This is a genomic window from Planktothrix sp. FACHB-1355 (assembly GCF_014748295.1).
In the GTDB taxonomy this organism is placed as follows: Bacteria; Cyanobacteriota; Cyanobacteriia; order Cyanobacteriales; family Aerosakkonemataceae; genus Aerosakkonema; species Aerosakkonema funiforme_A.
Genome location: NZ_JACJUP010000061.1, coordinates 1 through 12,070 on the forward strand (window position 1 = coordinate 1; position 12,070 = coordinate 12,070).

11 protein-coding genes are annotated in these 12,070 nt (G+C 44.4%); 4 read left to right on the plus strand and 7 right to left on the minus strand.

The genetic code is table 11. The features are described from left to right. The first annotated feature begins 239 nt into the window (after positions 1–239). The 3 genes from H6S82_RS05170 (at position 240) to H6S82_RS05180 (ending at position 1,993) form a co-directional block, all read left to right on the plus strand. Positions 240–740, plus strand: coding sequence for a hypothetical protein (locus H6S82_RS05170; protein WP_190474475.1), 501 nt, complete (start codon positions 240–242; stop codon positions 738–740). Between the two features lie 97 nt (positions 741–837). Next, entirely contained in the window at positions 838–1,191 is a 354-nt protein-coding gene (locus tag H6S82_RS05175; protein ID WP_190474473.1) for a hypothetical protein, read from the plus strand. Positions 1,192–1,519: 328 nt separating this feature from the next. Further along, positions 1,520–1,993 carry a hypothetical protein gene (locus H6S82_RS05180; protein WP_190474471.1) on the plus strand — a complete coding sequence of 158 codons (474 nt, stop codon included), beginning with the start codon at positions 1,520–1,522 and terminating at the stop codon, positions 1,991–1,993. A 9-nt stretch (positions 1,994–2,002) separates the two neighbouring features. Here H6S82_RS05180 and H6S82_RS05185 read toward each other — a convergent pair whose 3' ends face one another. The 5 genes from H6S82_RS05185 to H6S82_RS05205 all read right to left on the minus strand — a co-directional run bounded on the left by H6S82_RS05185 (position 2,003) and on the right by H6S82_RS05205 (position 5,776). Continuing rightward, complete coding sequence (locus H6S82_RS05185) at positions 2,003–3,025, minus strand: DUF6753 family protein (protein ID WP_191056056.1); 1,023 nt, start codon at positions 3,023–3,025, stop codon at positions 2,003–2,005. An 89-nt stretch (positions 3,026–3,114) separates the two neighbouring features. Then, the gene (locus tag H6S82_RS05190; protein WP_191056057.1) at positions 3,115–3,897 is read right to left on the minus strand and encodes a mobilization protein MobD-like protein; all 783 of its coding nucleotides are present in this window, start codon (positions 3,895–3,897) and stop codon (positions 3,115–3,117) included. Positions 3,898–3,910: 13 nt separating this feature from the next. Beyond that, positions 3,911–4,438: a hypothetical protein gene (locus H6S82_RS05195; RefSeq protein ID WP_190475105.1), complete on the minus strand. Its 528-nt coding sequence runs from the start codon at positions 4,436–4,438 to the stop codon at positions 3,911–3,913. Between the two features lie 2 nt (positions 4,439–4,440). Next, entirely contained in the window at positions 4,441–5,349 is a 909-nt protein-coding gene (locus H6S82_RS05200) for a hypothetical protein (RefSeq protein ID WP_190475107.1), read from the minus strand. Continuing rightward, positions 5,315–5,776, minus strand: a complete 462-nt coding sequence (locus H6S82_RS05205; protein WP_190475109.1) for a hypothetical protein — start codon at positions 5,774–5,776, stop codon at positions 5,315–5,317. Before H6S82_RS05205 ends, H6S82_RS05200 begins: the two co-directional genes overlap by 35 nt. Before the next feature lie 336 nt (positions 5,777–6,112). Here H6S82_RS05205 and H6S82_RS05210 point away from each other — a divergent pair, with 336 nt between their 5' ends. After that, complete coding sequence (locus H6S82_RS05210) at positions 6,113–6,631, plus strand: hypothetical protein (protein ID WP_190475111.1); 519 nt, start codon at positions 6,113–6,115, stop codon at positions 6,629–6,631. Positions 6,632–6,745: 114 nt separating this feature from the next. Here the strand turns inward: H6S82_RS05210 and H6S82_RS05215 are convergent, their stop codons facing one another. After that, entirely contained in the window at positions 6,746–7,048 is a 303-nt protein-coding gene (locus H6S82_RS05215; protein WP_190475113.1) for a WD40 repeat domain-containing protein, read from the minus strand. Positions 7,049–7,084: 36 nt separating this feature from the next. After that, entirely contained in the window at positions 7,085–11,977 is a 4,893-nt protein-coding gene (locus H6S82_RS05220) for a caspase family protein (protein ID WP_190475115.1), read from the minus strand. Positions 11,978–12,070 lie beyond the last annotated feature (93 nt).

The following is a 12,070-nucleotide window of genomic DNA, read 5'->3' on the forward strand; positions in this document are numbered from 1 at the left end:
GTTTACCTACTCCAAAGGTGGCCCGATCTGAAAACTGATTCTTGGGTTTGGGTGATTCAAACTATACCTGCTTAACTTTGGATTAGCGATCGTACTTAAGAATTTGAAACTAGCAAGTACCAATTCAGTTGCTTTGCTGTCAATACCTCTAAAAGGTCAATTCCAAGGTTTTTAGTTAAGGGCAGATTTAATTTCTAGCGGCGATTGCCGCTACCCTAAAAAAGTTTGAGTGAACGCAAATGTATCAAGAATTGCAAGATTTTCTGACTTTCGCAATCGAAGCAGTAGCCATTATCGGCTATGGTGGTATCTTCGCTCACTACATTTTCATTGGTGCTTTTGCTAAACAGCTAGCGTCGCCAGCATCTGAAACCATACCAACTGTATTCACCAGCCAAACAGAGGAACAAACGGAAACAGTTTCAACAGATGCAACAAACACAACAGAAAGAAGCACCACAAACACCACTATCTGCACAGTCGAGACAAGTAGTACTAATACCAATTGTACTACTCTTGAAGTGCTAGAATTAGGTCAAATTGAGAAACTTACCCTTCGCCAATGTCGTGCAGTTATTCGCTCTTTGAACGCAACTTTGCCAAAAAGCGATCGCATTCGGCTTAAAATTAACGGTAAGGATGCACCTACATCTTGGTTGCGATCGCAAATCAAGAAGCATCTAGAGGATAGGCAGCAGCAACTTATACCAAGTATTCAGCAAACTCTGCAAGCTAGCTAAAACAGCGAGTGCCACAATTAGGGCGCAGTTATTGTTTGGTGGAGCAATAATTAACATCCGAAGATACAATTCCAAACTACTCAACAAACCAGGTGTTTTGTACTGTGGTCGAGGTCGTAGTATTGAAGACCTCGGCCTCGGTAATCCCTTCAGCCATAAGCCAGGAACAGCAAGATTTCGAGTTAAAACATTAGCAGAATCTCTTGACTGTTACCAAGCTTGGCTAGGCAAACTGTTGAAAGCGTATCAGAAACAACAAACTTGTAAATTAGAAGATTGGGAAAGAGCTTATTTGAGGCGAGTTATTAAGCTGGCTAAAGACATTGAGGATGATGTAGTAACTGATTTGATGTGTTTTTGTATTGACCAAGAGAATTATCAAACAGATAACTCAAAACCAGACAAGTGCCATACTCAAATCTTGTATGAAATAGCGCTGGAAATTAAATAGACAGGTAGCAATCACTAACAAAACTTTCAGTTTTAGACTGAGGGTTTTTCTTTTTTTAACCCCTAGCGGGTTAGTAGCCGAAAAGAAGCTGTGGCTAAAAGGTAAAGGCAGCCTCATTAAGACGATGGCTTTTTGAGGGTTCGATTCCCTCCAGCTTCACTATTTGATTTTACACTAGACATATCTACAGCAATTACCTACTACCACAAACAATAGTAAATTTTCTTGTCTTTTGTTGGATAACCAAGCTCTAATTCAGCCGGACTTGGGATGGCAAGTTACATTTGAATTATCGGCTATATCAGTGAATCGATCGTAGGTATCAAAGATGAAAAAGTTGTTGTCGATTGCAGTTGTTTATTTAGCAGTATACTTTGCTCCAAGCAATCAAGCGATCGCTATTTGCTCCAACACTCTCAATCAAAGCGAATGCCAGGATTTTAGGATAGTGCAGACTCCAATACCATTGCGCTCGATGCAGCTAACGGAAACTACCAGCAATCAAAGTAATACATTCAGAGTGGCGATCGCTTGTGTACCATTGCCAGGAACAGGAATATCCGAACAATGTCAAGATAGGATATTTGTGGAACGTAGAAAAACAGGTCAAGTATTTGAATTGAAAAGTGAGTGCTTTTTACCCTGGCGACCGATTTCTAACTTACGCTGGAATACAGATAGTATTTTAGCCTTCGAGCAATGGGCTAATCCTCATTTCGTCAAACGCTATAATGTTAACGTTGTTAATGGTAAGTTGCTGTCAGTATCGCTACTGACAGATGAGAGCAACCCTGTTAATTAATAGCTATATTTAATTACTGCTAAACTGTCTTTCTTTTGGAGAACGAGTCCACAAAGTACAAAATCCTCCCTTGGAAGCTTTTCCTTCAACTGTTAAAGTAACTCCCAAACGGCTAACTTCAGTTTCACACAGCTTTTTGCCATTCTTTTCGCTCAACAGTGCTTGATTCCAACTCATAAACTGACGAGCGTATTTCCCTTCATTACTCATTGCCCAGCGAATAGTATCGACATTCTTTTGAGCAAATTGACCCTCATTGCTTAATCCCCATTCTAATGCAGATGCTTCTTTCAATGTTAACTGTCGGAGTCCAGTTGGGTCGAGTTCTGGTGATGGAGTAAAGCGAGGGATTGCTAATCCAACGAATACACCAATTGCGATCGCACCAAACACTACACCACTGCCAAAAATCACCGACCAAATATCGTGAGCTACTTTTTCTAATGCAGCTTGTCGCACTAAGGTTTTAACTGAATTGGAAATATTGCGGCTTTGTACTTTAATTGCTGCTTTACTCTGACGTTCTAGAACTTCTCGACTTGACTGCGCCCAATTATCAACAAACTGTTGTACTTGCTCTATTTCTTGGCTGATAATTGCTTGAGAATCTTTCAAGTCCGATCGCCATTTAGATTGCCACTCTTTAAAGAAGTTGTCAATCTCATCTGGTTTCTGCTCTAACAGTAGTTCTAGCTGACCTGTAGCCAGTAAAATAATTAAAAGGGGGTCATTTTTATCTAGACCGTATCGGTAAGCTGTGTTGATCACATTAGCGCGGAATTCGGGATCTTTCCCTTTCAGCACTTGACTGATTAATGATTCGGTATTTCGCTCGTATTTTGGTGGGGCAGATAGAGGCGATTCATGCTGCGATCGCTTTGTTTTCAGTTCATCATCAATAGCTTCCCAAAACTCTTGTTTGTAAGTAAATTTATTATCTGTTTCTGGTATTGTATCTTCTGGTTCAGCTAGTTCAGTCCTACCTAATTCTTCACCAAATTCGTCTGTTTCTAAAATGTCATCATATTGCATTGTATTAACTCCCAAATAAGGTTATAATAAGTACACCGCAGATTGAAGAACAATCTGGGTGTTTTGTTAATCAACTGCATTGATAGACATCAAGCAACAGTTTTATCTGGTTGTTTGGCTAAAGGTGGAGTGGTATTTATGTTAGGTTGAATCAAGCGATTTGGTGCATCATTAAATAAACCAACATTTTCGATTAGACTGTAGGATTCTTCGAGAAAAGTGTGCAGGCGTTGTTGACTAATCAAATAAAAGTCTGGATGGTTCATCGCTTGAGAGAAAGACAATCGCTTCGTTTCGATAAACTTCCTTTCTTTGGCACTGAGTTTGGGAAAGTCTATGACGGGGATTTGGTGTTTGTTAATGAGTTGCAAGATGTCGTCATGGCCTTGCATATGTGACCAATCTTTGCAAACACCAAAGTTACGTACCAAAACGTGCTTTAATTGACCTTCAAAACAATTGAAGGAGTCCATAAACATTTTGATGCTATCAGGCGTACCGCTACATAAGAACCACTTACAGATATCAACTCCTGACTTTTCTAGAAAGTCGGGGGAAACTAAGCCAGCTTCATCAATCCATTTGTTGATAATGCCATAAGCGCGAGCGGGTAGATTGACGATGACTGGAGTTTCTAAGGCAGTTTCAAAAATGATATCGATGTCGAAGAAGTTTTCTTCATCTTCGACTAAGGCAACTACTTGCGCTTCATGTTCGGGATAGCGTTGCTGCACGTCAGCATTTTTGGAATCTCCATCGATTAGCGTGTAAAGGAGGTCGTACTTTTGATTGTATTCGACTAGCACGCAAGTAAACATCGATTTGCCGATTCCCCCTTTTTCCCCGTCTACTAAATGAATTCTGTTTGGCATATATCTCCTAGTGCTAACTAAATGTGGGGCCGAGCATTGCTGGATCGAAATTTGCTAAGTTAAATTCAGTTGACTGTAATTCTACATCTGGTTTATTTAGTTGATATGATTCAACTGATTTAACTGCTAGTTCGTCTGGTTTATCGAATCGTTCAAATGATGATGGTACAGTAGGTGAAACGCAACTAACTGATTCGGCGACAGCTTGAGGCATACCTTTAAAAGGAACTAAGCCCGAATAGACACCGGGAGCGATCGCACCTAGCTCAGCGCAATCGAAACCAGCATCATGGCAAACTTCGTCTATCTGTCTGATGAAGAAATTTATACACTCTCGTCTCAGGTACTCTAGTTGTTCCTTTGAGTGTGTTTCGGCATTGCGATAAGCAGCTAGTAACCACCGAGCGCGAACTAATGGCAAAATCATTTCTTTGAAACTGAAAAAAGGATGATTTTGTAAGTAGGAAAACAGCAAAGCTTCGTCTGAGTCTGGTAAATATTGACAACGCAAACTAATTTCTTTGTAGCGCTTTCTAGGCATTTTTATTTGCTCCCATTTAAACTAGGTTCGCTGCTTTCTTTTTTCTTAACTGCTCCCCGGTAAGGCCCAGATAATAATGAAGCAGCATCCAATTTGCTTGTAGCTTTTGTTTCAGTAACAGCGAGCGTTTCTGTATCAGCTTGAATGGCATTTAACTCAATAGATACTTGTGTCGATGTTTCTGCATTATCCTGGGGTGATTCAGCTTCAGTGGATTGTGTAAGATGAGTGAGTAGTTGCTCAAATTGAGATTTGAAATAGACGAACAAACCGTAAGCATCTGCTAAACGATGTCCTAATCCATTTGGATCTAATTCTGGTGGTACTACAATGCCTGCGTGCCAAGATTGAGCGTAACGGGAATAGTGAGAACGTAACTCAGGTTTGAGGTATTCTGCTGTACCACCGCAAAAGACGATTTCATCAGTGTCGGGGGGTAGCACTTCATCGAACCAATGAGTTAACATCCTTGCATAGTCAGAACGAGATTGCTTCACGGCGGCAATCAATTCATCTACTTCTCGTTCCCTAGCAGCTTCTTCTCGATTGCGTGCGATGCGATAAAAGTAAGGACGGTTGTATCGATCGCCTGAAATAGCGATCGCTTCTGCTAGCCGAGCCAGATCGTAGTTAGAGGTGCGCTCTTGCACGAGTTCGACCATTCGCACCATGCCTAAGTCTGAGGTTTTGCCTTTACCGACAGCACCTCTAGCTGCTATGACTAGAGAGGCATTGCGAAATCCCACCATTGCAAAGGCTGTCACCCTGGTTTTGAAAGCGGCTCCGAGTTTGCTATTGTGAACGATAGAAATACCGCCACCTTCTTGCAAAGCTTGGGTTTTATCGAGTTTGACTGAGAATCTGCCTGTGGGGGTTTCAAAAGAAGCAGCGGCGTGACTTAAATAGCTCAAAAAATTGTTTGGAGTCGTTAAACTCACCTGGGGGTAGGAAGACTGCGATCGCTATACTGAAGTGGTGGCCTAAGTCTAATTTTTGCGAGATTACCCATAAAGCTGCTAAGGCTTTGTACAGGGCGCTGCTGTATTTGAGGCCATTTAAGCCGATGTGTGCATTGAATTGGGATGCGGCTAAGTAACCGACTGCTCGGCAATCATTGTTGATGGCAACCCAAGCGATGTTTTCGGGAGAGGTGGAATTTAAGTTGGGCAGGGTGTAGGCATTGGCTGTATCTCGGCTTACTGGCCCTACTTGGGATTCCATGATGAAGGAATTGGTTTGGCTCTTGTGTGACTCAAAGTAAAAGACTCGAGTGGATAAGCCGCCAAAATCCATTACTGCTATGGCATCTGGGACGGCAACTTTTTTTGGTCTAGCCATAAGGTGGTATCTGTTTACTGCTGCCTTGATGCTAGGAGTAGCAGATGGGGATAGACTTCACCTTTATTGGTATTTTGAGTTAGTTAAAACGGTCTCCTCTGGTTGGAGGGGTATCTTTATTGATATTTTAATCTACTTAAATTGTCTGTTTGCGATCGCTTATTCAACTCTCTACATTTTTGGCGAACTATCTCAAGATTCAAGCAATAGTTTTGAGACTAACCTCAGATCTGTCGCCCCCAAAATTTTAATGTATTTTCCCGCTGCAACTCGATTCGAGGAGTATAATTGTTGAGTATAGATCGCCAATGCGATTGATTTAAATAGGTAAACCTTATGCCAGATGTTAGCGAATTATTACAAGCTCTATCAGATCTTAATGAAGAGGAACTGGAAGCGCGATTGGGAATGCGTGCTCAAACTATTGGAGAGGATCTAAAGAAAGGAGACACCCGCTCAGCTTCGGTAGATTCGCTTGAGATTGATACGGCTGTACCAAGAGGGGCTTTGGATGATGCTCTAGCAGCAGGTCAGCGTCTGTTCAATTGGATTAGCCCAGCAGCCTACAATCTGCTGTGTACTCCTTTAGGGGGCGATACTGCTGATGAAACTATGAAAGAATTGGTAAAGTTATTGGATGAGGATTTGGAGAAAAATATTGCTAAAGCCGCTGGGATGTTAGCTCCGTTTTTGGTCTCTAGTTTGGGATTAGCTCCTGCGATCGCAGCCGTTGTTGCTACTCTAATTATTAAACGGACATCAAAGCAAGGAGGTAAGCTTATTTGCGACAGATGGAAGAATACTTTGCCAACAACTGATCCTACCGTAACTTCTGAATCTAGTTTTGGAGCATAAAATATTTGTTTTCCTTAAACTCTAATAAAGAGTAAGTTTTGCCAATTAGCTGTGATAGCGATCGCCTTTGTGTTGCTGAAGGCGATCGCTCAACCGTCTAAAATTCCAGTAACTTCAGCGCGATTGCCTCCCTTCTTTAGCTGACAAGCGTGTAAACTGCCTGTACTTCATTGCATAAACTGAGATATCTTCCTTGCTCCAGACATATTTTCGGCAAGTTTCACAAGCAGCAATTGCAATCTTGCGCTGTTCTATATCTTCAATTGATTCAGAATTTGTAAAGACGGGGTGGTAGCGGAGGCGATCGCAGCAGACATCTAACAAAGTTTTCCATTGACTCCGCAACAAACGGACAGAACGATCGCTACAACCACTAACAATGTATTGGCTATCTGGACTGACAGCAACAGAAGTCACTTTAACATAATCGTATCCATAACCTTTGCCAAAAGCTTATTGACTTGCAGGAACACCACCGCACAGATCCCTATCATTGTCGCTGACATTGGGATTATTCTGCAAGTAGGGACGCACCCAGTTACAACCGCGCTCGTATAAATCGTCAAAATCGAAATTCCACAAAATTATTGTGTTGTCAGCGCTTGCAGAAGCCAAAGTCTTGCCATCAGGACTAAAGGCGATGCTATTGACCATATCATTATGCCCGGTGAGGGTAGTAATCAGTTTTTTGGTTTGCAAGTTCCACAGTTTGATGGTCTTGTCACCGCTTGCAGAAGCCAAAGTCTGGCCATCGGGACTAAATGCGACGCTATAGACTTCACGGCTATGCCCTCTGAGGGTAGCGATCGCTTGTCGGGTTTGCAAGTTCCACAGTTTGATAGTCATATCCCAGCTAGCAGAAGCTAATGTCTGACCATCGGGGCTTATGGCTATACCCTCGACCCAATTGCTATGTCCGGTGAGAGTTTTAATGGCTTGTCGGGTTTGCAGGTTCCACAGTTTGATGGTGTTGTCATTGCTTGCAGAAGCCAAAGTCTTGCCATCGGGACTAAAGGCGACGCTATTGACCAAATCCTCATGCTCGGTAAGGTTAGCGATCGCTTCTTTGGTTTGCAGGTTCCACAGTATGATGATGCCCCAGCCAGTAGAAGCCAAAGTCTTGTTATCGGGGCTAAAAGCGACGCTCTTGACCTGGCTGCTGTGCCCCGTAAGGGTAATAATGGGTTCTTGGGTTTGCAGCTTCCATAATTTAATGTCACTGTTTGCAGAAGCCAAAGTCTTACCATCGGGACTGATGGCGACGCTATAGACCCAACTGCTATGCCCAGTGAGAGTAGCGATCGCTTTTTTGGTTTGCAGGTTCCACAGTTTGGTGGTTTTGTCAGCATTTGCAGAAGCCAAAGTCTTGCCATCTGGACTGATGGCGACGCTACTGATTGAACTGCTATGCTCGGTGAGGATGGAGAGCGCTGTTTGGGTTTGCAGGTTCCACAGTTTGATGGTGTTGCCAACGCTTGCACTTGCAGAAGCCAAAGTCTTGCCATCTGGACTGATGGCGACGCTAGTGACCACATCGCTATGCCTGGTGAAGGTTTTGATGGGTTTTTGGGTTTGCAGGTTCCACAGTTTGATGGTCTTGTCAGCGCTTGCAGAAGCAAATGTTTTGCCATCGGGACTAAAGGCAAGGCTATTGACCACATCGCTATGCCCTCTAATGGTAGCGGGGATCGCTGTTTGGCTTTGTAGGTTCCACAGTTTGATGGTTTTGTCACCGCTTGTAGAAGCCAATGTTTTGCCATCGGGACTAAATGCGACGCTCTTGACATAAGTGCTATGCCCAGTGAGGGTTTTGATGGCTTGTCGGGTTTGCAGGTTCCACAGTTTGATGATCTTGTCAGAGCCTGCAGAAGCCAATGTTTTGCCATCGGGACTAAAGGCAAGGCTATTGACCGAACTGCTATGCCCGGTGAGGGTAGCGGCGATGGGTTTTTGGGTTTGCAGGTTCCACAGTTTGATGGTGTTATCAGTGCTTGCAGAAGCCAATGTTTTACCATCGGGACTAAAGGCGACACTATTGACCGAACTGCTATGCCCGGTGAGAGTAGCGATCGCTGTTTGGCTTTGTAGGTTCCACAGTTTGATGGTGTTATCACTACTTGCAGAAGCCAATGTTTTACCATCGGGACTAAAGGCGACAGTATAGACCAAATCGTTATGTCCTTCCAAACTATGCTCTTTCTGTCCGTAAACTGCCTGTCGCAAAGCAGCTAAAACCTGCATTGAAGGTTGAGCTTTTGCGCGTCTAAGTGGTGTGACTGCTCGTAAACTTGCTATGAGTGCATCAAACTCTTGCTTTTTATTAAAAAGTTCTTCTGAATACTGACTGAGAGCATCGCTTTGACCTAACTGTATTGTTTCCATTTGTTTTTTTTGCAATTCTGTTTGCCACCACTGCCATCCCGCAAAGCCGGCCAGCATCATCGCTACAGTAGAAAAACTACTTAGCCCGATTATGAGCCTAGAAGTATTCCTTTGTCGTTCAATCAAACTCTCCCGTACAAAGCTATCCTCATTTTGGTTGAACCAGTTGTTCTTGATAAAGATTTGTTTCAACTGATCGAGTCGAGGGTCGTCATCCCAAAGATATTGGATTGATCTTTCGCCTGAGCGTTTGGAGGAATTTGATTGTTTTTGTTTTCGACGTTCTCTATGTAGTTCCCAATCCTGAACTTTTCGGATAACAAATGTTTCTGCGTGCCTCCAAACATTCCGTAAATTTTGCTGTTCTGTTTCTTGCTGGCTCTTGTTGTACCAATCGTTCACCGCAATGGTTAAGCGTTGTTGCAGAGCTAATGCCTCTTGCTCGTCTTTGATCCACTCTTGTAACTGATCCCAGCTACGTACCAAAAAATCATGTGCTGGTTCTACATAGGGTTCTCCGGTTTCCAGTTGTCCTTTGACGAGGAGGCGAGCTTCCACCAATCGACCAACCACTTGCTTGACGCGATTACTCTCTTTAGGGTTTGGATAGACCAATTCATCGTCAGCAACTCGTCGCCGTGCAGTTTCTCCATCTTCCAGGGTCAGCATTCGCAACATGACCCGGCGCATGGTTCGTTGAGCGGCTTTACCCAATTCCTCCCCTAACTTTTTATATTCCTCATTCGCTCTGCGAGTTAGAGAGCCAGCTACGCCACCTTCTTTGTCAAACTCAGCATCAATTGTGAGTGCGCGATCGCTACTTTTGCTATCTCTCCACTTCTCGGCAAGTTTGATGTAGAATTCGCTGAGGGTGAAGGAGAGCAGGGGTAATGCTCCTGGCATCTGACCTACTTCGTCAATGAGGCGATCGACTAGGTTGGCAGGTTCAAAGTAGAGTGCCATTTCCGATGCAGGTCCCTCGATCGCTTGTCGTAATTCGTCCGAGCGCATAGCGCGTACTGGAAACCTTGCTCTCGTCCAGTGGGATTTCAGGGCTTCGGAGTTCAAGAAACGGGGTTCAAAGTCGGAGCGCAGCGTGACAATGAGGCGCAGTTGGGGCAGGTTTGCGGCTAGGGTTGTCTCCAGCAGTTGCAAGAACTGTTGCCATTCTTCGGGAGTATTGCTCTGTGGATTGGGTTGACTTTTGCGACCAAGCGTGACTAGCTCCTCAAACTGGTCAATGACCAGCAGTAATTTGACACCAGAATGCTTCTGGCTCCAGGCTTTGACGATTTCAACAAAGGAATTGGGAGCGGATTGCAAGCGCTGAGTCAGGGGATTGAGGCAAGCTAGGAAGACCTCTTTCAGTTGCCGCTGCTGTTGGGATTCTGGCTTTCCTTGAGTTTGACAAAGGGCATAGAGTGTCTCGAAATGCTCTACAATCAGCAGTTGCTTGGCAGCATGAGTGTCCTGGTTCCAGGTGGTGGTAATTTGGGCAAATTTCTCAGCTTCCCGCTTTAAGCGTTGCGTGGTGCGGCTGGTTTCTCCATGTTTATTGGTAGCCTTGGCAGCTTGAGTGTTGAGTTCCTTGGTTTCCTTGTTGAGCTTTTCGCGGAGAAAGCCAAGCGAGTCGAGTTGGACTGTAATGGGCATATCTGCGATCGCCCAAATGGTTCTGGCTAGAGCAGCGAAGGGCGATTCACCGGGACGGATAGGGTTGAGGATGTGCCACTGATGTACGTAATTGATTGGCAGAAATTTAAGTGGTAACAAGAACTTGGGAAAAACATCAGCAAGGATAGCTGATGTCAAAATGCAAACCTTGACAAGGTTGAGTGCAAACACCTCTGGCTCGGATAATTCTCTCAAATACGGAATCAGTCCCGCTTTGACCAAGCTGGATTTCCCAGAACCGGAAACTCCCAAAACAACGGTCAGTGAGTGGTCGGGTGCAGCGATTCGCCCATACAATTTTTTGATGAGTTCTTGCCTACCGAAGAAGAAGCGTGCGTGTTCCTCTTCAAACGGCTTTAGTCCCCGATAGGGATTGTTGGTTTCATCGATGGGGTCGGCTTTGCTCAGAGTTTTGGGGTCAAAGTTTGGGTCGTGGAAGATGTACTCGCCGCGATCGTGGTTCTTGAGGGGATAGAGTCCGGGGGTTTGGCGATCGCTAGAACGGGTTTCTACACTGTCACGCAGGTAAAGATAAAGTTCGGGGGCAGTAATCACGCCATCTTTCGTTAAGTCTGCGTTTTTGTATCGCCTGCCCTTTTCATCCGGGTCACCATCTTGTAGTGCTTCAAACAGGGCTTCTGCAAAAGGCGAGTGTTTTTTCTCCTGAGCCTGCGACTTTTTGCTGATACCTCGCTTATCGCTCAAAAAGTCGAGGGCTTCCTGGTTGTGGGCAGCAGAGGTGATGACTTGCGAAGCGGGATAGTCGATGAAGCGTTGGTAGTGTTCTCGACGAATAGTTTCGGGAACTGAACCGAGTTTGCGGGTGTTCGCCCAGCGAAACGTTCCAGCAAAGCAGCAGTCAAGAATAACGATCAGGTGATGGCAGGGTAAGGCAATCAGGGCATCATGTAATACCTGCATAGACAGGAAATTGTTCGACTCTCCAGGCTTGGGATTGGGATTCGCATCTTGAGGCAGCAGAAATCCTCTTGGTCCATCATCGCTTTCGAGAGCCATTCCGTGTCCTGCAAAGTAGAAGAGGAGGCGATTCTTGTTGGCAGGTGGCTGGAGTTGTTCAGGCAACCATTTGGTAAGCAGATTTTCAAGCTCTTTCAGCGTGGCCTTACGCTCAGTGTCATCAGTGATTAGCTCAACCTGATACTGATACTTATCTCTCAAGAGTTTAGCTAGTTCTTCAGCATCGGGTTTTGCCGTATTCAAGCTGGCGATACCATTATGATATTGGTTGATGCCAATAGCGATCGCCAAGTTGTGAGTAAAGTTCGTCATCAATAGACATCTCCAAAAATTGCCAAAGCCTTTATAATATTGGTTTTTGACTGCCTGCCCCCTAAAGGGCAGGCAGTCAAAAACCAACGGTTA